21 protein-coding genes are annotated in these 21,950 nt (G+C 72.8%); 6 read left to right on the top strand and 15 right to left on the bottom strand.

The window, feature by feature from the left end; genetic code table 11:
• Positions 1-149: 149 nt before the first annotated feature.
• A complete protein-coding gene (locus tag ACMTAK_RS33375) occupies positions 150-1,295 on the bottom strand; it encodes an aminotransferase class V-fold PLP-dependent enzyme (protein ID WP_413809598.1) in 1,146 nt (381 codons plus the stop codon).
• A gap of 180 nt (positions 1,296-1,475) precedes the next feature.
• Between ACMTAK_RS33375 and ACMTAK_RS33380 the strand changes: the two genes are divergently transcribed.
• Positions 1,476-2,177 (top strand): FadR/GntR family transcriptional regulator, encoded by a 702-nt coding sequence (locus ACMTAK_RS33380; RefSeq protein WP_413809599.1) that lies wholly within the window; start codon positions 1,476-1,478, stop codon positions 2,175-2,177.
• A gap of 6 nt (positions 2,178-2,183) precedes the next feature.
• Here the strand turns inward: ACMTAK_RS33380 and ACMTAK_RS33385 are convergent, their stop codons facing one another.
• From ACMTAK_RS33385 to ACMTAK_RS33430, 10 genes are all read right to left on the bottom strand, one after another.
• Positions 2,184-3,095, bottom strand: a complete 912-nt coding sequence (locus tag ACMTAK_RS33385; RefSeq protein ID WP_413809600.1) for a carbohydrate ABC transporter permease — start codon at positions 3,093-3,095, stop codon at positions 2,184-2,186.
• On the bottom strand, positions 3,095-4,021 hold the full coding sequence (locus ACMTAK_RS33390) for a carbohydrate ABC transporter permease (RefSeq protein ID WP_413809601.1): 927 nt from the start codon (positions 4,019-4,021) through the stop codon (positions 3,095-3,097). The genes ACMTAK_RS33385 and ACMTAK_RS33390 overlap by 1 nt, the downstream gene beginning before the upstream one ends.
• Positions 4,021-5,286: an ABC transporter substrate-binding protein gene (locus ACMTAK_RS33395; protein ID WP_413809602.1), complete on the bottom strand. Its 1,266-nt coding sequence runs from the start codon at positions 5,284-5,286 to the stop codon at positions 4,021-4,023. The genes ACMTAK_RS33390 and ACMTAK_RS33395 overlap by 1 nt, the downstream gene beginning before the upstream one ends.
• Before the next feature lie 110 nt (positions 5,287-5,396).
• Positions 5,397-6,647: a bifunctional 3-oxoadipate enol-lactonase/4-carboxymuconolactone decarboxylase PcaDC gene (gene pcaDC / locus ACMTAK_RS33400; protein ID WP_413809603.1), complete on the bottom strand. Its 1,251-nt coding sequence runs from the start codon at positions 6,645-6,647 to the stop codon at positions 5,397-5,399.
• A gap of 255 nt (positions 6,648-6,902) precedes the next feature.
• Complete coding sequence (gene pcaB / locus ACMTAK_RS33405) at positions 6,903-8,210, bottom strand: 3-carboxy-cis,cis-muconate cycloisomerase (RefSeq protein ID WP_413809604.1); 1,308 nt, start codon at positions 8,208-8,210, stop codon at positions 6,903-6,905.
• Positions 8,197-8,877, bottom strand: a complete 681-nt coding sequence (gene pcaG / locus ACMTAK_RS33410) for a protocatechuate 3,4-dioxygenase subunit alpha (RefSeq protein WP_413809605.1) — start codon at positions 8,875-8,877, stop codon at positions 8,197-8,199. Before pcaG ends, pcaB begins: the two co-directional genes overlap by 14 nt.
• Positions 8,877-9,644 carry a protocatechuate 3,4-dioxygenase subunit beta gene (pcaH, locus tag ACMTAK_RS33415; protein ID WP_413809606.1) on the bottom strand — a complete coding sequence of 256 codons (768 nt, stop codon included), beginning with the start codon at positions 9,642-9,644 and terminating at the stop codon, positions 8,877-8,879. The genes pcaG and pcaH overlap by 1 nt, the downstream gene beginning before the upstream one ends.
• A 70-nt stretch (positions 9,645-9,714) precedes the next feature.
• A complete protein-coding gene (locus ACMTAK_RS33420; RefSeq protein ID WP_413809607.1) occupies positions 9,715-10,929 on the bottom strand; it encodes a thiolase family protein in 1,215 nt (404 codons plus the stop codon).
• Positions 10,926-11,696 (bottom strand): CoA-transferase subunit beta, encoded by a 771-nt coding sequence (locus tag ACMTAK_RS33425; RefSeq protein ID WP_413813071.1) that lies wholly within the window; start codon positions 11,694-11,696, stop codon positions 10,926-10,928. The genes ACMTAK_RS33420 and ACMTAK_RS33425 overlap by 4 nt, the downstream gene beginning before the upstream one ends.
• A gap of 80 nt (positions 11,697-11,776) precedes the next feature.
• Entirely contained in the window at positions 11,777-12,613 is an 837-nt protein-coding gene (locus tag ACMTAK_RS33430) for a CoA transferase subunit A (protein ID WP_413809608.1), read from the bottom strand.
• Between the two features lie 186 nt (positions 12,614-12,799).
• Between ACMTAK_RS33430 and ACMTAK_RS33435 the strand changes: the two genes are divergently transcribed.
• Positions 12,800-13,246 (top strand): MarR family winged helix-turn-helix transcriptional regulator, encoded by a 447-nt coding sequence (locus ACMTAK_RS33435; RefSeq protein WP_413809609.1) that lies wholly within the window; start codon positions 12,800-12,802, stop codon positions 13,244-13,246.
• A 13-nt stretch (positions 13,247-13,259) separates the two neighbouring features.
• Here ACMTAK_RS33435 and ACMTAK_RS33440 read toward each other — a convergent pair whose 3' ends face one another.
• Positions 13,260-13,640: a winged helix-turn-helix transcriptional regulator gene (locus ACMTAK_RS33440; RefSeq protein WP_413809610.1), complete on the bottom strand. Its 381-nt coding sequence runs from the start codon at positions 13,638-13,640 to the stop codon at positions 13,260-13,262.
• Positions 13,641-13,752: 112 nt separating this feature from the next.
• Between ACMTAK_RS33440 and ACMTAK_RS33445 the strand changes: the two genes are divergently transcribed.
• A complete protein-coding gene (locus ACMTAK_RS33445; protein ID WP_413809611.1) occupies positions 13,753-14,793 on the top strand; it encodes an NAD(P)H-dependent flavin oxidoreductase in 1,041 nt (346 codons plus the stop codon).
• 102 nt (positions 14,794-14,895) lie between these two features.
• Here the strand turns inward: ACMTAK_RS33445 and ACMTAK_RS33450 are convergent, their stop codons facing one another.
• Together ACMTAK_RS33450 and ACMTAK_RS33455 are read right to left on the bottom strand one after the other, a co-directional pair.
• Entirely contained in the window at positions 14,896-15,693 is a 798-nt protein-coding gene (locus ACMTAK_RS33450; protein ID WP_413809612.1) for a putative protein N(5)-glutamine methyltransferase, read from the bottom strand.
• Between the two features lie 162 nt (positions 15,694-15,855).
• Positions 15,856-16,971, bottom strand: coding sequence for a GlxA family transcriptional regulator (locus ACMTAK_RS33455; protein WP_413809613.1), 1,116 nt, complete (start codon positions 16,969-16,971; stop codon positions 15,856-15,858).
• A 70-nt stretch (positions 16,972-17,041) separates the two neighbouring features.
• Between ACMTAK_RS33455 and ACMTAK_RS33460 the strand changes: the two genes are divergently transcribed.
• Positions 17,042-18,097, top strand: a complete 1,056-nt coding sequence (locus ACMTAK_RS33460) for an NADP-dependent oxidoreductase (protein WP_413809614.1) — start codon at positions 17,042-17,044, stop codon at positions 18,095-18,097.
• Between the two features lie 8 nt (positions 18,098-18,105).
• Here ACMTAK_RS33460 and ACMTAK_RS33465 read toward each other — a convergent pair whose 3' ends face one another.
• Positions 18,106-19,038: an oxidoreductase gene (locus tag ACMTAK_RS33465; protein ID WP_413809615.1), complete on the bottom strand. Its 933-nt coding sequence runs from the start codon at positions 19,036-19,038 to the stop codon at positions 18,106-18,108.
• A gap of 104 nt (positions 19,039-19,142) precedes the next feature.
• Here ACMTAK_RS33465 and ACMTAK_RS33470 point away from each other — a divergent pair, with 104 nt between their 5' ends.
• Positions 19,143-19,304, top strand: coding sequence for a DUF397 domain-containing protein (locus ACMTAK_RS33470; protein WP_413809616.1), 162 nt, complete (start codon positions 19,143-19,145; stop codon positions 19,302-19,304).
• Positions 19,305-19,866: 562 nt separating this feature from the next.
• A complete protein-coding gene (locus ACMTAK_RS33475; protein ID WP_413809617.1) occupies positions 19,867-21,915 on the top strand; it encodes a hypothetical protein in 2,049 nt (682 codons plus the stop codon).
• Positions 21,916-21,950: the final 35 nt, after the last annotated feature.

Raw genomic sequence — 21,950 nt, forward strand, 5'->3', positions numbered from 1 at the left:
CGTAAGCGCTCCGCAGGAAGTGCCGCGAGGTGCGGTCGTTCATCCGCGGCTGTGTCGTGGCTGGTCGCGCCCACGCGGCGGAGCCGCACATCGACACGGCCCCGCGCCCCTTCGGGCGCATCCGAACCGCACCGGACTTCCTCGAGGCCTCAGGCCCCGAGCAGCCCGGGGAGGCGCTCGGCCAGTCGTTCGTAGTCGGGAACGGTGTTGTAGAGATGGGCCGAGAGCCGCAGGAAGCCCCGGCCGTCCCAGGAGGTGATCGCGGTCTCGATGCCGGCGTCGGCCGCGATCCGGCGTTGCAGTACGTGCGAGGACTCGTGGTCGGTGGCGAGCCCGGCGGGCAGCGGGATCAGCCGCATCGCCGGGGCCTCGCTGCCGCCGACGGCGGTCAGATCCGCGTCCAGGGCCTCGGCCAGCAGCCCCTGGGCCACCTCGGCGAGCTTGGTCATCCGGGCGCGGGCGGCGTCCCAGCCGTACGTCTCCTCGATGAACTCCAGTGAGCGCGGCGCCGCGAGCCAGGCGGTGAAGTCCGAGGTGCCCTGGACGTCGAAGCGTTGCGGGAACGGGTCCGGAGCGCCCCAGGAGTCGGTGAGCGGCCACAGGGCCTGGGCGTCGGGCCCGCGCGCCACCAGCGCCGCCGTACCGCGCGGCGCACAGCACCACTTGTGCAGATTGCCCACCCAGAAGTCGGCGTCCTGCGCCAGGCCGACCGGATCGGCCAGCATGCCGGGCGCGTGGGCGCCGTCGACCAGGACCTTCGCTCCGGCGGCGTGGGCGAGCCGGCTGATCTCCGCCACCGGGAACAGCCGGGCGGTGGCCGAGGTGATCTGGTCCACGATTACCAGCGCGGTGGTCTCGCTCAGCGCCCCCGCGAAGACGGCCGCGACCTCCTCGGCGGTCGCCTCCAGCGGAATGTGCAGCGTCCGCACCCGGGCGCCGGCCCGCTCGGCGGCCCGCGCCGTGCCCATCGCCACCGCGCCGTAGGCGTGGTCGGTCAGCAGCACCTCGCCGCCGGGCGGCAGCGGCAGGCAGCCCAGGACGGTGCTCACCCCGGCGCTGGCGTTGGCCACCAGGGCGGTGTGCTCCGCCGGGACCCGCAGGAACCGCGCCACGGCGGCGCGCGCCTGCCCGACCCGCTCGGGCAACTCCCGGAACCACGCGTCCGGGTTGGTCTCCATCTCCTCGCGCAGCGCCCGCTGAACCTCCTGGACGGTGCGCGGCACGGCGCCGAACGAGCCGTGGTTGAGATGGACGACCGAGGGATCGAGCGTCCAGTGCGACGACGGGGTGGTCATGAGTCCCTTCCTCGTTCTGGTTGGCTTAGTTGTCCGATGACTTCTTTGAGCTCCCGGGAACGGTAGAGGGGCGAGACCGTTCTGAACAGGGGCTCAACGTAAATTGGAGGTAACGAAGCCGACCGGTAGCATGAAGTCATCTAATGACTTGGCCGGAGCTGGTCAGGAAGGGGTGGCGGGATGACCGCGACGGACGAGGCGGCGGACGGGCTCCGCGCCATGATCGCCAAGGGTGAGCTGTCGCCCGGGCAGCAGCTTCCCGCCGAGCCCGAGCTCTGCGCGCGGCTCGGCGTCTCACGCGGATCGCTGCGCGAGGCGGTGCGCTCCCTCGCCGCCCTCGGGCTGCTGGAGTCCCGCCACGGCTCCGGCACCTTCGTATCGGCGCTGCGCCCCGGGCAGATGCTGGCCGGGTTCGCCGCCACCGTGGACGTCCTGCCGCTCGACGGGCTGCTGGAGCTGTTCGACGTCCGCCGCCCCCTGGAGGCCCAGGCCGCCGCGCTCGCCGCCGCCCGCGCCGACGAGCGGGTGGTCGCCCGGCTGCGCGAGGTGCAGAAGCGGCTGGCCGTCTCCGAGGACGAGACGGAACGGCACGAGCTGGACCGGGAGTTCCACTCCACCCTCTGCGAGGCGAGCGGCAACGAGGCGCTGGCCGCCCTCGCCGATGTGCTGCGCGCCCGGGGCAGCCACTACAGCATCTACGACGCCGCCGAGGCCGACACCATCCGGCTGGCCAGCGACCTCGGCCACGAGGCGCTGATCAACGCCATGGCCGCCCGCGATCCGGCGGCCGCCGCCGCGGCCGCCACCGCGCATCTGTCCCAGACCGAGGTCTGGCTGCGGCGGTACGCCCCGCTGCCGGACGACGGCCAGGCCGCCGGATGAGCCGCCTCAGTCGTCGATGCCCGTGCGCTCGACGCCCGCGACGATATAGCGCTGGAGCACGAGGAAGACCACCAGCAGCGGCACGATCGACACCGCCGCCGCCACGAACAGCTCATGGAGGTTGACGGTCTGAGCGGTGGTGAACGTCGACAGCGCCACCTGCACCGTCCACGCGTCCCGGTCCTGCCCGATGACCAGCGGCCACAGGAAGGAGTTCCAGGCGCCGATGAAGACGATCGTGCCCACCGCCGCGAAGACCGGCCGGGAGTTCGGCACCACGACCCGCCAGTACGTACGCCAGTAGCCCAGCCCGTCCACCCGCGCCGCGTCCTCCAGCTCCCGGGGAAAACCCAGGAAGTACTGGCGGAAGATGAACGCCGCGACCGCGCTGAACAGCGTGGGCACCACCAGACCGCGCAGCGTGGACACCCAGCCGAGCGAGCTGACCAGCACGAAGCTGGGCACGAAGGTGACCGCCGCCGGGACCATCAAGGTGCCCAGGATCCAGTAGAAGACCACATTGGCGTAGGCGTACGGAATGCGCGCCAGGCCGTACCCGGCGAGCGAGGCCAGCAGCAGGGTGCCCACGGTGGTGAGGACCGCGATCAGCGAGGAGTTGAGCAGCGCGTGCGCCATCGGCACATTGGGGTCGTCGAACAACTCGCTGACATTGGACCAGTGCAGCTCGCCCGGGAAGAACGTCCACCCCGGCGAGGTGATGTCCGCCTCGCTCGACAGACCGTTGCGCACCAGCAGATAGAACGGGATCAGGAAGACCAGCGCGAGCGCGAGCAGCAGCACCAGCCGCACGGCGCGCCCCACGCCGACGAGGGCGTCCCGGACGTCGCGTGCGTTCCGGCGCCGGACGTCGCGTGCGTTCCGGCGCCGGGCATCGCGCGACTTCGGGGGAGTGGGCATCAGTCCTCCTTCCGGCCCAGGCCGAACCAGCGGGCCTGCACCACCGTCACCACGGCGATGATCAGCGCCAGGATCACCGCGCCCGCACTGCCCAGGCCCAGGTTCTGCCCCTGGCCCAGCGCCGTGTAGTAGAGGTAGACCAGCGGCGGGCGGGCGTAGGGCGGATAGCCGCGCGAGTCCGACAGCAGGTTGTAGAACTCGTCGAACGCCTGGAAGGCGTTGATCACCAGCAGCAGCACCACCGCGACCGAGGTCGCCCGCAGCTGCGGAAAGGTGATGTGCCGGAACACCTGCCAGCCGGGCCGCGCCCCGTCCACGGCCGCCGCCTCGTACAGCCGCGGGGAGATGCGCTGGAGCCCGGCCAGGAACAGCACCATGTAGAACCCCGCCTGGAGCCACAGCCTTACGGTCACGATGACCAGCCAGTACCAGGGCGGGTCCGTGGTCGACAGCCAGGCGATCTGATCGGCGCCGAACCAGTCCAGCACGGTGTTGGCCAGCCCGAAGCGCACCCCGTTGAAGATCGACATCTTCCAGATCAGCGCCGCCACCACATACGAGCACGCCACCGGCAGGAAGAACACCGACCGGAAGAACGCCTGCGCCCAGCGCAACCGGTTGACCATCAGCGCGAGGGCGAGGGAGAGCGCGTAGGTGGCCGGGACGATGAACGCCGTGAAGACCAGGAAGGTCACCAGGCTGTCGGTGAACGCGTCGTCGCCCAGCATCGCCGTGTAGTTGTCGAAGCCGACGAAGTCCGTGGGCGAGACGGTGTTGTGCGCGTCGAAGAAGCTGAGGTAGACGCTCCAGGCCAGCGGGACGTAGGTGAAGAGGGTCAGCCCCAGGACGAACGGGCCGACGAATATCCAGAACCACAGATGGCGGTTCTGCGGGCCCAGGAGCCTTCGGGCGAACGTCCCCCGCATCAGCTCTTCTTCTTCACGCGCCGCAGCTCGGCCTCGGTCGTGCGGACCACCGACCGCAGCTCGCCGTCCGGATCGGTCCCGCCCTTGATGATCCGGCTCAGCGCGTCCTGGTACGCCGTACGGCTCGCGGAGGTCCACAGCAGCGGCTCGGCGTGGCCGTGGTCGGTGACGTAGCGCACCGCCTCACCGGCCGGGCCCTGCCGCAGCTTGGCCGCCTTCGTGGCCAGCGAGATCCGGGCGGGGATGTGGAAGCCGTAGCGGAGCGCGAAGTCCTCCTGGTAGTCGGTCCGTTCCACCCACAGCCACTTCACGTACGCCTTCGCCAGCGCCTTGTCCCGGGCCCGGGCGCTGACCGCCGCCCCGTACGCGCCGACCGGCACCGCGGGCGCGCCGTGCGCCCCGTCCCGGGGGAACGGCAGCACCCCGAAGTCGTCCCCCAGCGCCTTCTTCACCTGCGGCAGCGCCCACAGCCCGGACCACTGCATGGCGGTGAGCCCCTGGGTGAACGCGGCCGGATCCGACCAGTCGGAGGGCGCGCCGAGCAGCAGCGACTTCTCGGCGTAGAGCTGACGCAGCTTCCCGAGCGTCCGGGCGGCGGCCGGATCGTCGAAGCCGACCTCGCCGTCCTCGGTGACCAGGGTGAGCCCGGCGGCGTTGAGCGGGGTGCCGCCGAGGACGCCGGGGCCGCCGTCATTGCCCAGGAAAAGCCCCTTGACGTCCTTGGTGGTCAGCTCCTTCGCCGCGTCGATCAGCGCGTCGAGGCTGCGCGGCGGCTCCACCCCCGAGGCATCGAGCATGCTCTTGCGGTAGTAGAGCAGCTGGGTGTCGATGACCTGCGGAACGGCCCAGATCTTGCCCTGATACGTCTTCGGGGCGAGCACGGCCGGGTTGAAGTCGTCCTTCGCCTCGCTGAGGAGATCGGTGAGGTCGACCACCTGACCGCCCTGGATCTGGTCCAGCGTCGGGCCGTTGACCTCGAAGACATCCGGGCCGGACTTCGTGAGCAGCGCGGCGGCGGTCTGCTGGTCGTAGTTGCCCGGCCGCCACTGCACCTGGACGTTCGCCTTCAGATACGCGTCGGCGTAGCGCCTGACGGCCTGTTCGGTACCGGGCTCGCCGTACTGGTGGTACCACTGCTTGATCACTGGCTGGCCGGCGTGGTCATCGCCGTCCCGCCCGGTGTTGGACCCACAGGCGGAGGCGAGCGCGCCTGTGAGGGCCAGCCCTCCGCCCGCACCCAGCAGCCTTCGGCGGCTCATGGACATTGGCGTGCGCCCCCTCGTCTCCCGGTCTCGGTCTCCCGGTCTCCCGGTCTCCGTACGACCCAACGATCAACGATGGAGGCGGATTACGACAGAGGTGTTGCGGGGGGATGTCACTTTTCGGTATCGGAATGTGACGCTGAGTCGACGTCGGTGTCGAGCCTGGTGTCGAACTCGGTGTCGAGCCCGGTGTCGATCTCGGCGTCCATGTCATCGAAGACGCGCTGGGCGGTGGCGAAGGCCGAGTTGGCGGCCGGGACGCCGCAATAGATCGCCGACTGGAGCAGCACCTCGCCGATCTCCTCACGGGTCAGCCCGTTGGTGAGCGCGGCCCGGATGTGCATGGCCAGTTCGGCGTCATGACCGTGGGCGATCAGCGCGGTGAGGGTGATACAGCTGCGGGTCCGCCGGTCCAGCCCGTCACCGGTCCAGATCTCGCCCCAGGCGTAACGGGTGATGAAGTCCTGGAAGCGGGCGGTGAACGGCGTCGTCCGGGCCACCGCGCGATCCACGTGCGCGTCCCCGAGGACGGCCCGGCGCGCCGCCATCCCGGCGGCGTGGCGTGAGGCGTCGTCCCGTGGGGGTGCTGGGCTGTTGAGGTGGTGGGCGAGCAGCGCCCCGGTGACCGCCTCCGGCCGCTCCACGCCCGCCAGGTGGGCAGCCCCGGCGACCTCGAGCAGGCTCGCGCCGGGCACCGCGTCGGCGATTCGGCGGGCGTGGGAGGGCGGGGTCGCGGGGTCGTCGCGACCGGCGACGACGAGGGTGGGCGCCGTGATCTTCTCCAGGTCGGCCGTCATGTCGTACGCGGCGAGAGCGTCACAGCAGGCGGCGTAGCCCGCGCGGTCCGTGGCCCGCAGATCCTCGATCAGCGCGGCGCCGACGGGCGTGCGGGCGAAGTCGCGCGAGAACCAGGTGCCGGGGCGGCTCGCCACCATCGCCTCCGTCCCCTCGGCCCGTACGAGCGCGGCCCGCTCACGCCAGACGGCGGGGTCGCCGAAGCGGGCCGAGGAGCAGACGACGGACAGGCGGCTGATCCGCTCGGGGTGGTGTGCGGCGAGATGCAGCCCGACCGCGGCGCCGATCGAAATCCCCGCGTACGCGAACCGCTCCCACCCCTGATCGTCGGCCAGCCGCAGTACGAGAGCGGCGAGATCGTCGATGGTGGCCGAGCCGTCCGAGGGCAGCAGCGTGGTGGGGGAGCCGCCGTGGCCGGGAAGATCCCAGCGCAGTACGCGGTGCCCCCGGGCGAGCGGGGTGAGCTGGGGCTCCCAGACGGCGAGGGAGGTGCCGAGGGAAGGGCCGAGGATGAGGGGTGGGGCGGTGGGGGGTCCGGTGAGGTTGTGGTGGGGTAGGGCGTTGGTCATGGGGTGGGTGCTCCGGTGGGTGGGTGGTGTTGTCCGGTGGGGTGTTTGCCCCTGCCCCTTCCCGAACGATGGGCCGCGCGCCTGGGGCGGGCCTGGGGCTTCGCGGTCTGTGTTGCCAGCCACTCCGGCGTTTGAGGAGCGGGGTCCGGGGCGGAGCCCCGGCGGGGGTGTGGGGGCGGAGCCCCCGCGGTGGGGGACCGGGGGTGTCCCCCGGTTCGGGAAGGGGCGGGGTGGGGGATGGGCCGCCGGAGGCGTTTACGCATGGCGGGCCAGAGCGCGTCCCACCAGGGCGGGGGCCGCGCCCACATACGTGGTCGGGTCGGTCAGTTCGCGCAGACGGTCAGGCGGCAGGACGCCCGATAGCGCTTCGGCCAGCCCCCTCCCCTCCCGAGCCGCCTCCGCCAGGATTTCCTTCGCACGAGCCCGGCCGAGCCCCGGCGCGAGCGCGGCGATAAGGCGTTCGCTGACGATCAGGCCATCCGTCAGCCCCAGGTTCGCGGCCATCCGGTCAGGGAAGACCCGCAGCCCGGAGGCGAGTTCCGCGGCGTCATGGGCGGCACCCCCGGCGAGCCGCAACAGCTCCCGCAGCGGCTGCCACTCCGCATGCCACGCCCCACCCGGCCGTTCGTCCTCCGCGGCGAGCGAGCCGAGCAGGGTCGCGGCGAGCCCCGGGGCCTGACGGGCCGCGGCGGCCATCAGCGTGGCACGCACCGGGTTCGACTTATGAGGCATGGCGGACGAGCCACCCCCCGCCCCCTCCGCCACCTCACCGATCTCCGTCCGCGAGAGCACCAGCACATCAGCCGCCATCTTCCCCAGCGCCGCCACGGCGAAGGCGAGCGCGGTGCCCAGGTCGGCGACGGGGGTGCGCAGGGTGTGCCACGGCAGTTCGGGTTCGGCGAGGCCGGTCTCCTCGGCGAACCGGCCCAGCAGCGGAACGCCGCCGTCGAAGGCGGCCAGCGTGCCCGCCGCACCGCCCAGTTGCGCGGGCGGCCGCAGCGCCGTGAGCCGGTCGCGGGCGTCCAGGACGAGCGCCCGCCAGCCCGCCGCCTTCAGCCCGAAGGTGGTGGGGACGGCGTGCTGGGTGAGGGTGCGGCCGGGCATCGGGGTGTCGCGGTGCGCGGCGGCGAGCCGCGCCAGCTCCGCCGCCGTACGCTCCAGATCGGCCACGATCAGCGGCAGTGCCCGCGCCGCCACCAGCATCGCGGCCGTGTCCACGATGTCCTGGCTGGTCGCGCCCCGGTGGACGTACGACGCGGCCTCGGCGTCCGTACGGGCCACCGCCGCCGTGAGATCGGCGACCAGCGGGATGACCGGGTTGCCTCCGGAGCGGGCGCGCAGCGCCAGATCGCGTACGTCGTACAGCTCGACGCGGGCCGCGCCCGCCACCACCTCCGCCGCACCGGCCGGTGCCACCACCCGCGCCAGCGCGGCCTCGGCGTCCAGCATGGCTTGCAGGAACGCCGTGTCGCCCGTGGCGGCCGCCACCGCCGACCCGGCCCGCACCGGTGACAGCAGCCCCACGTCGTCGCTGTCGGAAGTACCAGGACTAGTGGAACTCAAGGAAAACCGTCTCTCCTTCGCCCTGAAGACGGATGTCGAAGCGATAGGTCCCCGGCGGGGACGCCGCCGTCGCCACCAGCGTCTCGCGGCGCGCCGGATCCAGCGAGGCGAGCAGCGGATCGGCGGCGTTGGCCTCGGCGTTCTCGGGGAAGTACACGCGGGTGAAGAGGTGGTGCAGCAGCCCCCGGGCGTGGACGCACACGCTGATGTACGGCGCGGCGGGCGCGGCCGGGCCGCCCGGTGGCAGCGTACGGGCCGTCCAGTGGCCGTCCGCGTCGGTGGCGATGCGGCCGAAACCGGTGAAGTCCACGCCGTTGCGCCCGAGAAAGCCGCCGGTCACCGGGTCGCGCCGCATCGACCCGCCCGCCCCGGCGAGCGAGCCGTCCGGGCCCGCCTGCCACAGTTCCACCAGCGCGTCCGGGACGGGGGCGCCCTCGCCGTCGCGGACATGGCCGTGGAGCGTGATGGCGCCGGGGTGGCCCTCCGGGGCCATCTCGCCGCCGCCGGGGAAGGGCAGGGCGTAGCCGTAGAAGGGGCCCACGGTGTGGGAGGGGGTGGGCGCGAGCCTCTCGGCGGGGGCGAGCCCTTCGGCGGGCGCGAGCTTCTCGGCGGGGGCGAGCCCCTGCGGGGGTGCGAGCCTCTGCGCGGGTGCGAGCCTCTCGCTCATCAGCGCCCCTCCTCGATCCACGTGGCGGACGGCCCGTCCAGCACGATGTCCCAGCGGTAGCCCAGCGACCACTCCGGCCGCGACAGCCCGTGGTCGTAACGGGCGACCAGCCGCTGCCGCGCCGAGTCGTCCGTCACCGACTGCAGGATGGGGTCGTAGGCGAAGAGCGGATCGCCGGGGAAGTACATCTGGGTGACCAGCCGCTGCGTGAACGCCGCGCCGAAGACGGAGAAGTGCAGATGCGCCGGACGCCAGGCGTTCTCGTGGTTGCGCCATGGATACGCGCCCGGCTTGATGGTGGTGAAGTGGTACGAACCGTCGTCGCCGGTCAACGTCCGCCCCACACCGGTGAAGTTGGGGTCGAGCGGCGCGGGGTGCTGATCGCGCAGATGGGCGTAGCGGCCGGACGCGTTGGCCTGCCACAGCTCGATGAGCTGCCCCCGGACGGGGCGGCCCCGGCTGTCCAGGAGCCGTCCGGAGACGGTGATCCGCTCGCCGAGCGGCTCGCCCTGGTGCTGCACCGTGAGGTCGTTGTCGATCGCGGTGATGTCGGTGTGGCCGAAGACCGGGGTGTGCAGCTCCACGGTCTCCGGGTCGCCGTGCACCGCGACCAGTGGCTGTTTGGGGTGGCGCAGCACACTGCTGCGGTACGGGGGGAAGTCGCGCGGCGGGTGGTCGGTGGCGGGAGCGCCCTCGGCGCGCGCCTTGTCGTACGACTCCCGTATGTGCGCGAGTTCGCCGTCGATGTCGGACTGGGTGAGAGCCATGTCTGCCGTCAGCCTTACCTTTCCAGCCTTACGGTTCCGGGCCTTGCCATTCGGGCCTTGCCGTTCCGGATTACCTCTCCAGGACGAGGGCGAGGCCCTGTCCGACGCCGATGCACAAGGTGGCCAGGCCCGTTCCCGAGCCGCGAGCGGCGAGCTGATGGGCGACGGCCCCGGTGAGCCGGGCGCCGGAGGCGCCGAGCGGATGGCCGATGGCGATGGCGCCGCCGCGCGGGTTGACGATGTCGGGGTCGAAGCCCGGGTCCTGGGCCGACCACTCGGCCAGGCAGCCCAGCACCTGCGCGGCGAAGGCCTCGTTGAGTTCGAGGGTGGCCATATCGGCGAACGAGCGGCCCGCCTTGGCGAGGGCGCGGCGTACGGCCTCGACCGGGCCGAGCCCGAAGTACTGCGGCTCGATACCGGTGACGGCCGAGGCGCCGATCCGGGCCAGGGGCTCGCGTCCGGTGGCCTTCAGCCCCTCCTCGTCGACGAGCAGCAGCGCGGCCGCGCCGTCGTTGAGGGGCGAGGAGTTGCCCGCGGTGACGGTGCCGCCGGGCTTGCGGAAGGCGGGCTTGAGCTTGGCCAGGGCCTCCAGCGAAGTGTTCTCGCGGATGGTCTCGTCCCGGACGAGCTCGGTGTCCGGATACGGCAGCACCTCGGCCTCGTACGCCCCGTCCTTCCACGCCCGCGCCGCCTTCTCATGGCTGGCGAGCGCGAACGCGTCCTGTGCCTCGCGGGTGATGCCGTGCTTGTCGGCGATCAGCTCGGCGCCCTCGCCGAGGGCGACGGTCCACTCGGGCGGCATGTCCGGGTTGGTCATCCGCCAGCCCAGAGTCGTGGAGTACATCTGCTGATGCCCGGCGGGGAAGGCGCGTTCGGGCTTGGGCAGCACCCAGGGGGCGCGGCTCATCGACTCCACACCGCCCGCGAGCGCGATGTGCGCGTCGCCGACCGCGATCGCGCGGGCGGCCTGGAGCACGGCCTCCAGGCCCGAGGCGCAGAGCCGGTTGACGGTCGCGCCGGGCACGGTGACGGGCAGCCCGGCCAGCAGCACGGCCATGCGGGCGACATCGCGGTTCTCCTCGCCCGCGCCGTTGGCGTTGCCGAAGTAGACGTCGTCGATGCGCGCCGGGTCCAGGGCGGGGGTGCGGGCGAGCAGGCCGCGCACCACATGGGCGGCCAGGTCGTCGGGGCGCACCCCGGCCAGGGCGCCGCCGTAACGGCCGATGGGGGTGCGGACGGCGTCGACGATATAGACGTCACGGCAGACGTCACGCGAGGTGGTCATCGGGTCTCCTTCCCGGGCTTCGCGCTCCCGGGCTTTCCGGGCTTCCCGGCGGCCTTGAGGGCGCGCAGCGCCGCCAGCTCTCGGGGGGCGGGCGGCTCGGTGGTGCCCACGGTGCCGGCGACGGTCAGCTCCCAGCCGGTGGCGGCCCGAACCCGCTCCACGGTGACGCCCGGGTGTACTTCGGTGAGCACCAGCTCGGCGGTGGTCGGGTCGGGGCGCAGGACGCCCAGGTCGGTGATGACGGCGGTGGGTCCGGCGCCCGGCATGCCGAGCTTCTTACGGTCGCCGGGGCCGCCGCCGTGGCCCAGGGTCGTCACGAAGTCCAGCCGCCGCACGAAGTTGCGGGTGGAGTGGCGCAGCACCATGAGCACCTTGCCGCAGTTTGAGGCGATCTCGGGGGCGCCGCCCGCGCCGGGGAGGCGGCCCTCGGGCTTGTCCGGGCCGCGGTCCACGACGGTGGTGTTGATGTTGGCGTAGCGGTCGACCTGGGCGGCGCCGAGGAAGCCGACGTCGACCCGGCCGCCCTGGAGCCAGTAGTTGAACATCTCCGGCACCGGGACCACCGCGTCGGCCGTGTCGGCGAGTTCGCCGTCGCCGATGGAGAGCGGGAGCCGGGTGGGCTTGGAGCCGATGGTGCCGGACTCGTAGATGAGCACGAGGCCGGGGTTGACGGTGGCGCGGGCCAGGTTGGCGGCGGTGCTGGGGAGGCCGATGCCGACGAAGCAGGTGGTGGCGTCGGCGAGCGCGCGGGCGGCGTTGACCTCCATCAGCTCGTCGCTGGTGAAGCCGGTGGTCCCGGTGGTCCCGGTGGTCTCGGTCGTCCCGGTCGTCCCGGTGGGGGTCGCGGTCATCGGGTGAGAGCTCCCTCGCTGTCGCGCACGTTGTCGCGCACGTTCTCCTCGATCCACGTCAAGAACGCCTCGCGGTCGCGGGCGATCGGGTCCCATGCCTGGTAGAAGTCGTTGTCGCGGGTCGAGTACCCGGTGGCGTAGGAGGGGTGGGCACCGCCGGGGACGACGGACACCGCGTCGATCACCCACGTCGGCAGGACGATCCCGCCGGGACGTGGCGTCAGCTCCTCGACGATCTCCTCCACGGTCACCAGCACTCGGTCCGCCGCGAGCGCCGCCTCCTTCTGCACCCCGGTCAGCCCCCACATCTGCACATTGCCGGCCCGGTCGGCCTGCTGGGCGTGGATGACGGTGACGTCCGGGTTGAGCGCCGCGACGGCGGCCAGCTCCTCCCCGGTGAACGGGCAGACGACGGTGGAGACGGTGTCCGTACGGGTCGGGATGTCGCTGCCGCGATAGCCGCGCAACACGGCGAACGGCAGCTTGGAGGCGCCCGCCACATAGCGGTTCGCCATGCCCGCGTGGCTGTGCTCGTCCAGCTCCAGCGGCCGCGGCCAGCCGTTCTCGACGGCGTCACGGAAGCGGTGCAGCGAGCCCACGCCGGGATTGCCGCCCCAGGAGAACACCAGCTTGCGGACGAGTCCGGCGCCGATGAGCTGGTCGTAGATGACGTCCGGGGTCATCCGGACGAGGGTCAGATCGGTGACGCCCTGGCGGATGACCTCGTGCGCGGCGGCGTACGGGATCAGGTGGGTGAATCCCTCCATCGCGACGGTGTCGCCGTCGTGGACGAGGTCCGCAACGGCGTCCTGGAGGCTTCGGATGTCGGCCATCGTCACTCCGCGGGTCGGGATGCTCAGTGTGCTGACTAATGTGGTGTCGGTTTCGCACGCTGCCATTGGCTGGTGCGCTCGTCAAGGGAGTCTAGGTCGAATGTCGGCCTCTCGACATGGGGTCTTCCACAGGGCAGAATCACTCAGTGCACGGAGTAATGAGCAATCCAAGCCGGGAGGCGCGGCATGGGCGGCGCGGTCGATCTGAACACGCACCCCGGGCATCTGGCCCGCCGCTTCCAGCAGGCGCACTCCCTGCTGTGGGGCGCGATGGTCTCCGAGGAGACCACCTCGCCGCAGTTCGCGGTGGTCAACGCGCTGATCGAGAAGCCGGACATCGACCAGCGGACGCTGAGCGAACACGTCCACCTCGACCGCTCCACCATCGCCGACCTGGTCGCCCGGCTGGCCCGGCGCGGCCTGCTGGAGCGGGTGCGCGACCCGAACGACGGCCGCCGCAACGTCCTGCGGCTGACGGAGGAGGGCATCCGGGTCCACCGAAAGCTGGTCACCCGGACGTCCCGGATGAACCGGGTCTTCCTGGCCCCGCTGGACGAGACGGAGCGGGAGACTCTGCTGCGGTTGATCGCCCGGGTCGCGGACGCGGCGGAGGAGCTGCGTAAGGCGCCCTAGGACGGCACTGGCCTTAGGGGGTGTCCGGGGCGTCGGCGGTAGCGGTGTCGTGGTCGGAGGGGTGCTCGGCCAGTTCGGTGGCCCAGGTGGCGGACCAGTCGACGAGCGGGCTGAGCGCTGTGTGGGCCTGTCGTCCCAGCGCGGTGAGGGCGTAGTGGCCGTCGGTGGTCTGGTGCACCAGACGTGCCTCGATGAGCTCGACGAGGCGTTGACGCAGCACGCTGGAGGACATGTTGCCGCAGCGTTCGCGCAGGGCACGGAACCCCAGGGCGCCTTCGTGCAGTTCCCACACCACGCGCAGGCTCCATCGCCTGCCGAACAGATCGAGCGCGGCCATGAGAGGGCGTCCGGTGGTTGAGCCGCGCACCGGCCGTCCTGGTGTCGGTGTGGCCATTCTCGGTCCTCCTGCGCCCCTGTAGATCCACAACCCCTGGCGTTTCGGATTCCGAAACATTAGCATCGCCGCGTGATTCGGAAATCGAAACACCCTGTATGAGGAGGACAGCATGACGACGTTGACCACACCTCTGTGTCGGCGACTGGGCATCGAGGTACCCGTGGTGCAGGCGCCCATCGGATCCGCGGTCACCACAGAGCTGGTGGCTGCGGTGGCGGACGCGGGAGGACTCGGCACCCTTGCGCTGACCTGGGTCACCGCCGAGGAGGCGGTGCGCCGGATCCGGCAGGTTCGACGGCTGACACGAAGGCCCTTCGCCGCGAACCTGGTGCTGGACTTCCCAGTCGACGAGCTTCTCGACGCCTGCCTGGCGGAAAGCGTGCCGGTCATCTCGACGTTCTGGGGAGATCCCTCGGCCGTCGCCGAACGCGCCCACTCGGCGGGTGCCCTGCACCTCCACACGGTCGGTTCCGTCACCGAGGCCGAACGCGCCGTTGCCGCGGGCGTCGACGTGATCGTGGCCCAAGGGTGTGAAGCGGGCGGCCACATCCGTGGGGAGGTCACCACGATGGCGCTCGTGCCCGCGGTCGCGGACGCTGTGCACCCGGTGCCGGTCATCGCGGCCGGCGGCATCGCCGACGGACGCGGGCTCGCCGCCGCACTGGCTCTCGGGGCCCAGGCCGGATGGCTGGGCACCCGATTCCTGACGGCATCCGAGGCGGACACGCACGAGGTCTACCGTCAAGCCGTGATCCAGGCCGCGCCGCAGGACGCGGTCCACACGCGGTGCTTCGACGGCGGCTGGCCCAATGCCCCGCATCGTGCGCTGCGCAACTCCACGCTCCGCGCCTGGGAGGCCGCGGACCGTCCAGCCGTGCCGAACCGACCCGGCGAAGGCGCCGTGGTGGCCCGGAGTGCCGACGGACGGGCCTGGTCGCGTTACGACGACATGGTCCCCGTGCCCGGCATGTCGGGCGACGTGGAGGCTCTCGCCCTCTACGCGGGCCAGAGCGCCGGGCTTGTCCATGACGTCGCCCCGGCGGGCCGCATCGTGACGGACATCGCCGCGGATGCCGCGGCCCTCATGAGGCGGACGCGGACCCCTGACGACACTGTCGCGTCCCCGCACACCACGTCGCTACAGCGGTGAGCCGCACTGCGAGATCGCTGGCGGACTCACCACCCATCCTCTGAACAACTCGGCGACGAGCCCGAACCCCGCCACCAGCAGGACCCACCGGACAGGACCTGACTAAGGGGCCGATGGACCCGTAGCGATGATGACCGTGGCGTCCAGGTCGTCGCTTTCGGCCAGCCGGGGCTCCAGGCCGCTGTCGGCCACGATGGCCATGGCCGTGGGCGCCTGCCGTTCGCTCGTCTCGAAGAGGAGCGAGCCGCCCGGGGTCAGCCAGCCGCCCGCCCCGGCGGTCACACGGCGCAGGACGTCCAGCCCGTCCGCGCCGCCGTCCAGCGCCACGCGCGCCTCATGGACCCGGGCCTCCGGCGGCAGCAGCCCGACCTCCTCGGTGGGCACGTACGGGACGTTGGCCAGCAGGACGTCCACGCGGCCGCGCAGTGCGGCGGGCAGCGGATCGTACAGATCGCCCTCGTACACCGTGCCGCCCGCCGCCCCCACGTTGCGCCGCGCGCAGCGCACCGCGACGGGGTCGATATCGGCCGCGTACAGCTCCACCTCACCCAGGGCCGAGGCCATCGCGGCGCCCAGCGCGCCAGAGCCGCAGCACAGATCGACCACGACGGCCCCGGGCCGGGCCAGCGGTACGGCCTGCTCGACCAGGAACTCGGTGCGCCGGCGCGGTACGAAGACCCCGGCGTCGATGGATATCCGAAGCCCCCGGAAGTCCGCCCAGCCGAGCACATGCTCCAGCGGCAGCCCGGCGGCGCGCCGGTCCACCATGGCCTCGATCTCGGCCGGGACGTGGGCCACGGAAAGGATCAGCCGCGCCTCGTCCTCGGCGAACACGCACCCGGCGGCACGGAGCCGGGTGACGACGGCGGAAAAGGTGGCAAGTGAAGGTGAAGCCGACATGGAAGCCTGGAAGCCTTTCGGGATCCCTGGGGCGCTCCCGGCAGTCAGCTATCCCGTGTATCCCCGCGGCGAGAGCACCCAGCCTGAACTGGCGTTGATGGGTCTCACCTCCTCGGTGCGTACGGGTGGGGCCACAGTACCCGATGCCCGGCGCCGTGGCGGTCACGATGCGTCCGGGGTATCCGGGGTGTCCGGGGCACGGAAGGTGCGCCGGTACGCCGACGGGGCGACCCCCGCCTCCGCCGCCAAGTGCCGCCGCAGCGAGGTGGCGGTGGCGAAGCCGACCTCGTGGGCGACCCGTTCCACCGGCAGGTCGCTGGACTCCAGCAGGTGCCGCGCCCTCCGCAGCCGCTGCTGGGTCAGCCAGCGGCCGGGGCTCAGACCGGTCTCCTCCCGGAAGCGCCGGGCGAAGGTACGGGTGCTCATCGCCGCATGCGCGGCCAGCTCGTCCAGCGACAGCGGCAGTTCCAGCCGTCGCAGCGCCCAGTCGCGGGTCGGCCCGGTGCCGGTGTCGCCCGCCGGCGGCAGCGGCCGCTCGATGTACTGCGCCTGCCCGCCGTCCCGGTACGGCGGTACGACGCAGCAGCGGGCGACCTGGTTGGCCACCTCGCTGCCGTGGTCCTGGCGCACCAGGTGCAGGCAGACGTCGACCCCGCTGGCCGCCCCCGCGGAGGTCAGCACGTCACCGTGGTCGACGAAGAGCACACCGGCGTCGAGCTCGACCCGGGGGAACAGCTCCCGGAAGTGGTCGGTGAGCGCCCAGTGGGTGGTGGCCCGCCGCCCGTCCAGAAGACCGGCGGCGGCCAGCAGGAAGGCGCCGGTGCAGATGGACACCAGACGGGTGCCGGGGCGGACGCGGGCCAGGGCGGCGAGGGCCTGCGGGTCCGGGGCGGCGGCCGAGTCCCGGGAGATCGCGTACGGGGGGATGACCACGGTGTCCGCCTCGGCCAGCACCTCGGGGCCGTGCCCGGGGGTGACGGTCAGGTCCGAGTCGGTGCGCACGGGCTGCCCGTCCACGCTCGCGGACAGCACCTCATAGCGGCCGCCGGCGGACCCCAGGACCCGGTGCGGGATGCCGAGTTCGAAGGGATAGACGCCGTCGAGGGCGAGGACGACGACCTTGTGGGCGCCGGGCCGCGGGGCCGGGTGCATCCGGCGGTCCAGTCCGGCCGCGCGGTCGGCGAGGTCACGGGCCAGGGAGGGCGCGGCGGGCGCGGGGCGGGGGCCGGGAGTGCCGCGGGCTCCGGGAACGCGGTGGGCGGCAGGGTCGATGGGCATGGCAGGAATGTATCGGACGATGACCTTCTGGCCATCGTCCCGGGCCGGACCGTACGGCCAGGATCGAGGCATGACTTCGACGGACACCCCTGAGAACCCCGACTCCCCGGACCGGGCGGTCGCCGCGGACTCCCCGGACCAGAGGGCAGCCACGGACTCCCCGCACCCCGCCGCTCCGGACGGCGCCCCCGTGATGCTCGCCCTGCACCAGACGGCCCTCGGCGGCCCCGAGGTCCTGCGGCTGACCGAGCTTCCGCGGCCCACGCCCGGCATTGGGGAGATCCTCGTCGCCGTGCACGCGGCCGGACTCAACCCCACGGACTTCAAGCACCGAGCCATGAGCATCTTCCTGCCGCCCCCGCCGCTGACCCTCGGCTGGGACGTCTCCGGCACCGTGGTGGAGACCGGCCACGGTGTCACCCTCTTCAAGCCCGGTGACGAGGTGTTCGGCATGCTGCCCTACCCGTACGGGGCCGGCTCCCACGCCGAGTACGTGACCGGCCCCACCCGCGCTTTCGCCGCCAAGCCCGCCGGGATCGACCACGTCCAGGCGGCTGCTCTGCCGCTGGCCGCGCTCACCGCCTGGCAAGCCCTCGTCGAGACCGCGGACCTCCGAGCCGGGCAGCGGGTGCTGATCCACGCCGCGGCCGGCGGTGTCGGCCATCTCGCCGTACAGATCGCCAAGGAGCGCGGCGCGCACGTCACCGGGACGGCGAGCGCCCCCAAGCACGACTTCCTGCGCGAGCTCGGCGCGGATGCCTGCATCGACCACCGCTCCGAGGACTTCACCGACACCGACGAGCGCTACGACGTCGTCCTCGACGCCCTCGGCGGGGAGAACGCCGTCCGTTCCGTGAGCGTGCTCCGCCCCGGCGGCACCCTCGTCACCCTGCTGCCGGGCGCCGAAGACACTCAGGCTGCGGCGGAGAAGGCACAGGTCCGCGCCGCCCACCTGGCGGTTGAGCACGACCAGGCCGGGATGCGCGCCATCGCCGACCTCGTCGACCGGGGCAGGCTCCGCGCCCACGTCTCCGGCACCTTCCCCCTCGCCGAAGGCGCCCGCGCCCATGTCCAGGGGGAGACCGGCCGCACCACGGGCAAGCTGGTCATCACCGTGCGGACGTGACTCAGGACTCAGCCCGCGAGCGCCTCGTACCGCACCCCCGTCAGCCGCTCGGACGCGACCCACAACCCTCGCCCCGCCGTGTCGCTGAGCGTCCACTTGGCGCGGGCCGAGCGGACGGGGGAGCCGCGCAACAGCCCCTGGAGCGGCGGGCCGAAGAAGTCGTCCTGGCGGACGTCCGGGCCGGTCGCCGCGTACAGGACGGGGAGTGTGCCCTGCTCCGGGCTCTGGGCGAAGTAGCGGTTGCCGATCTCCATGAACCGCTCCTTAGCCCGGTGGCCCTCCATCTTCGGCGCGGCGGACATGAGGTTGGTCGCGGCGTAGCCGGGGTGCGCGGCGGCCGCCACCAGGCGGACGCCCGCCGCGCGCAGCCGGTGGGCGAGCTCGTGGGTGAAGAGGAGATTGGCGGACTTGGAGCGGGCGTAGGCGACCCAACGCCGGTACCCCCGCTCCATGTTCAGGTCGCGCGGGTCCACCGTCCCCAGCATGTGCATAAAGCTGGAGACGGTGACCACCCGCGCCCCCGGACCCGCCTCCAGCAGCTTCGGCAGCAGCAGCCCGGTCAGCGCGAAGTGACCCAGGTGGTTGACGCCGAACTGCATCTCGAAGCCATCGGCGGTCCTGCGGTGCGGGAGGGCCATCACGCCCGCGTTGTTGATCAGCAGATCGAGCCGGTCGCCCTTGTGCTCGGCCGCGAAGGTCCGTACGGACGTCAGGTCGGCCAGGTCCAGCGGCGCGACCGCCACCCGCGCGCCCGGCACCTGCGCCCGGATCCGCTCCGCCGCCTCGACCCCCCGCTTCTCGCTGCGGCACCCGAGCACCACCCGCGCACCGCGCCGCGCCAACTCCCGTGCGGTGACGAAGCCGAGCCCGCTGTTGGCGCCGGTCACGACGGCGGTGCGGCCGGTCTGATCGGGAATGTCGCTCGCGGTCCAGCCCTTCATCACTCGCTCCTTCGCGGTCTGTCGCGTCTGTCGCGACCTGCGCCACGCGCCGGTAGCCCCGTGTGTCCGGCGACAGCCTAAGGGCGGGGACGTGAAGGTGCGAGGTGTGCGGGCCCGCACTCGAACCAGACGTCCTTGCCGCAGGGCCCACCGGCCGTCAGGCCGTCCGCGACACCAAGGACCGGGAACGTGGCGCCCTGCTCTTCGAGCCGTCCGCCTGGCAGGCGTTCGTGGATGCCGTCCGAGGCGGCGAGTTCGACAACTAGGAGAGCGCCGCGCCTGCCGCCCCTGCCGGGGCTGACCGGGTCGGTCGGGTGCGGCGCCGTCTCGCGCCTTCGGCGCAATTGAGCAGCGGGGCAGGGGTACCCGGCGCGGGTCGCGTCGCCGGCCGCCGGGCCGGTGGCGGCTCCGGCGCTCGGAGGTTGGGACTGTTGCCGGGCTGCCGCACGGCAGGGGGCGGGGTACCCCCCCCGGAAAACGTTTGACAAATTAGTTGCTTCAGATCGAGCGTTTTTTGGAGGGGTACCCCGAGGGGCCGCCCCGGGACCCACCGGCTCGCAGTCCGGAGGGGCCTCGGGTACCGAAGGGGGAAGCCGCCACCGGCGCCCACACCCGCCGACCCGGCACCCGGCGACGGTGCCGCGCTCCCCACCCCCTGCCCCGCTGCTCAATTGCGCCGAAGGCGCGAGACGAAAGCCGCACCCGGCCGGGCGCAGCAGCCCAGCGCGGAGCCCCGGAGCCCCCGTAGCCCCGGCCGAGGGCTGGGCTGTCGGACCGATGAGCGATGATCTCCCCACTGCGAATGCGACGGGGGAACAGGGAGGTCCGATGACGACCGGCGCGTGGACGGCCATGGATGACCGGGGCGTGGTGCCCGCGCTGGGCGGGCTCATCGACGGTACGGGGATGTGGCGGCCCGGGGCGCTGGCCTGTATCGAGCGGAACGGCCGGTTTCTGACCGGGACGTGGGACCCGCCGGGCGCCGAGGATCAGGACCAGGACCAGGGACGGGGCCAGGCCCAGGGGCGGGGCCAGGGACGGGGTGAGGGCGAGGACGGGCCCGGGATCGCCGGGGAAGGGTCGTGGGTGCGGTTCATCGGGCGGATCGGGGCCGTGGCGCTCCGGGCCGCCGTCGCGTCCACCCGCCCCGAGCGGCGCGAGCGACTTCTGGCGCTGCTGGAGATGTGGGCGGAGAGCCCGTTCGCCGATCCGGCCGCCCGGCTGCGTACCGGGATCGTGGTCACCGAGCGCCTGGCGGTGCGCGACGCGCGCGGGGCGGCCGTCAGCGTGGGATGGGGTCGTGAGGGGCGGCGCCGGTTCGTCGAGTTGCGGACGGGGGACGCGGAGCCGCCCCGCCTGGGGGAGATCGAGGAAGTCGCCGATGTGCCGCGCGGCTGGGGGAGCCCCGAGCAGCTGCGGCGACTGGTGGCGCTGGTCCGCGAGCGGGGGCCGGCCCCTTGGGGCCGGGAGGCCGTGGCCCTGCTGCGGGAGCGCACGGGCATGGGGCGCCCCGCCGCGTCCCTCGCGCTCGCCGGGTTCCTGCAGCGGATGTACGTCCCCTTCCTGGACGCCGACGAGCGGGCGACCCTGCGGCTGAAGGTGGCCGAGGCCGAGGACGGCGCCTCCGAACTGGCCCGGCTGACCGCGCTGGAGCGGCTGGAGCTGCTCGCGGACGTACTGCCCGAGGACCCGGCCGAGCTGTGGGAGCCGGACGGGATGCGCGGGGTGGCGGAGCGGCTCGCCGAGGCGTGGCAGGCGCGGCGCGGCCGGCGGGCCGTGGTGCCCGAGCGGACCCTCAAGGCAGTCGTGGAGCTCCAACTGCTCCGCCTCTCGGCGGCCGAGTTCTGCGCGGCGTTCACCCACCCCGCAGCCGAACCCGGGCTCAGCGCGCCCCTCGACACCTGGATCAAGCAGAGCGAGCACGGCCCGCTGCTCACCGACGCCCGGTGGGACATCATGCGATTCGAGGACCGCCTGCACTCCATCGTGCCGCACCTGGCCTGGGTCTACGCCGAGCTTCCCGCCGGAGACCCGGTCCGCGAGGGGCTGCCAGGACTCGTGCGGCTGCTCCTGGAGCGACTGGACCACCCGGGGCTGCTGCTGCGCGCCGGGCACCCCGCCGCCGGTTCGGGGCGTACGGTCGCCGAGCTCCAGGAGCGGTTCGGGTTCCGGCCGTACGCGGGCCCCGAGCGGCTGGACGTGGCGAGCATCGACGACGGGCTCACCGTCATCACGGACGGTACGGTCGGCCGCAGGGGAGACCGGTCCCCGCCCAGGGTGCACTTCCGCCCCGCGTTCTACGGCGACGACGAGCGCTCAAGGGCCCTGGCGGCCCTCACCTCCGGCTTCGGCCGCGAGGACCTCCCCCTGGTCGAGTGGCTGCGCGGCCCGGTCTGCGCGCGCATCGCCGAGCGGGTCGAGGGCGCGTCGCTGCCGGTCGGGGCGTACGAATCCAACCCGGCGGCCTCCGCGCCCGACCTGGTGGCGAGGGTCGCCGGCGCGCTCGGCCTCGACGAGGACGCGGCGGCGCTCCACCTCCAGCTGCTGGCCCTGCCCGCGCCGACCGACCGCAACGTCCGCACCTGGAACGGGTGGCAGACCGCCCGGCACCAGAAGGCGGCCGCCGCGCTGGTCGAGCGCGGCCTCGTCATCGAGGACAAGCGCCCCAGGGCGGGCCGTCAGGTCTTCCTGCCGGGCGAGTGGATCCACGCCAAGAAGCCGTACCAGCCCATGGAGGCGTGGAAGGCGGAGCTGATCGGGCTGCGGCGCTCCTACAACCGGCGGCTGGAGAATCCGCTGCCGCTGCCCACCCGCACCCTGCCCGAACTGTTCGCCCACGCCTGGTCGTTGGTGGAGAAGGGCGAGGGGCCGGTCTGAACGGGCTCTCGGCCTCGTGGGGCGAACGGGCTCCT

It is taken from the genome of Streptomyces lacaronensis (assembly GCF_047337785.1).
In the GTDB taxonomy this organism is placed as follows: domain Bacteria; phylum Actinomycetota; class Actinomycetes; order Streptomycetales; family Streptomycetaceae; genus Streptomyces; species Streptomyces lycopersici.

What these genes read in the sequence shown, in the direction of transcription:
- ACMTAK_RS33375 (WP_413809598.1), bottom strand. Translation starts at nt 1,295, where the DNA reads ATGACCACCCCGTCGTCGCACTGGACGCTCGATCCCTCGGTCGTCCAT.
- ACMTAK_RS33380 (WP_413809599.1), top strand. Translation starts at nt 1,476, where the DNA reads ATGACCGCGACGGACGAGGCGGCGGACGGGCTCCGCGCCATGATCGCC.
- ACMTAK_RS33385 (WP_413809600.1), bottom strand. Translation starts at nt 3,095, where the DNA reads ATGCCCACTCCCCCGAAGTCGCGCGATGCCCGGCGCCGGAACGCACGC.
- ACMTAK_RS33390 (WP_413809601.1), bottom strand. Translation starts at nt 4,021, where the DNA reads ATGCGGGGGACGTTCGCCCGAAGGCTCCTGGGCCCGCAGAACCGCCAT.
- ACMTAK_RS33395 (WP_413809602.1), bottom strand. Translation starts at nt 5,286, where the DNA reads ATGTCCATGAGCCGCCGAAGGCTGCTGGGTGCGGGCGGAGGGCTGGCC.
- pcaDC (WP_413809603.1), bottom strand. Translation starts at nt 6,647, where the DNA reads ATGACCAACGCCCTACCCCACCACAACCTCACCGGACCCCCCACCGCC.
- pcaG (WP_413809605.1), bottom strand. Translation starts at nt 8,877, where the DNA reads ATGAGCGAGAGGCTCGCACCCGCGCAGAGGCTCGCACCCCCGCAGGGG.
- pcaH (WP_413809606.1), bottom strand. Translation starts at nt 9,644, where the DNA reads ATGGCTCTCACCCAGTCCGACATCGACGGCGAACTCGCGCACATACGG.
- ACMTAK_RS33420 (WP_413809607.1), bottom strand. Translation starts at nt 10,929, where the DNA reads ATGACCACCTCGCGTGACGTCTGCCGTGACGTCTATATCGTCGACGCC.
- ACMTAK_RS33425 (WP_413813071.1), bottom strand. Translation starts at nt 11,696, where the DNA reads ATGGAGGTCAACGCCGCCCGCGCGCTCGCCGACGCCACCACCTGCTTC.
- ACMTAK_RS33430 (WP_413809608.1), bottom strand. Translation starts at nt 12,613, where the DNA reads ATGGCCGACATCCGAAGCCTCCAGGACGCCGTTGCGGACCTCGTCCAC.
- ACMTAK_RS33435 (WP_413809609.1), top strand. Translation starts at nt 12,800, where the DNA reads ATGGGCGGCGCGGTCGATCTGAACACGCACCCCGGGCATCTGGCCCGC.
- ACMTAK_RS33440 (WP_413809610.1), bottom strand. Translation starts at nt 13,640, where the DNA reads ATGGCCACACCGACACCAGGACGGCCGGTGCGCGGCTCAACCACCGGA.
- ACMTAK_RS33445 (WP_413809611.1), top strand. Translation starts at nt 13,753, where the DNA reads ATGACGACGTTGACCACACCTCTGTGTCGGCGACTGGGCATCGAGGTA.
- ACMTAK_RS33450 (WP_413809612.1), bottom strand. Translation starts at nt 15,693, where the DNA reads ATGTCGGCTTCACCTTCACTTGCCACCTTTTCCGCCGTCGTCACCCGG.
- ACMTAK_RS33455 (WP_413809613.1), bottom strand. Translation starts at nt 16,971, where the DNA reads ATGCCCATCGACCCTGCCGCCCACCGCGTTCCCGGAGCCCGCGGCACT.
- ACMTAK_RS33460 (WP_413809614.1), top strand. Translation starts at nt 17,042, where the DNA reads ATGACTTCGACGGACACCCCTGAGAACCCCGACTCCCCGGACCGGGCG.
- ACMTAK_RS33465 (WP_413809615.1), bottom strand. Translation starts at nt 19,038, where the DNA reads ATGAAGGGCTGGACCGCGAGCGACATTCCCGATCAGACCGGCCGCACC.
- ACMTAK_RS33475 (WP_413809617.1), top strand. Translation starts at nt 19,867, where the DNA reads ATGACGACCGGCGCGTGGACGGCCATGGATGACCGGGGCGTGGTGCCC.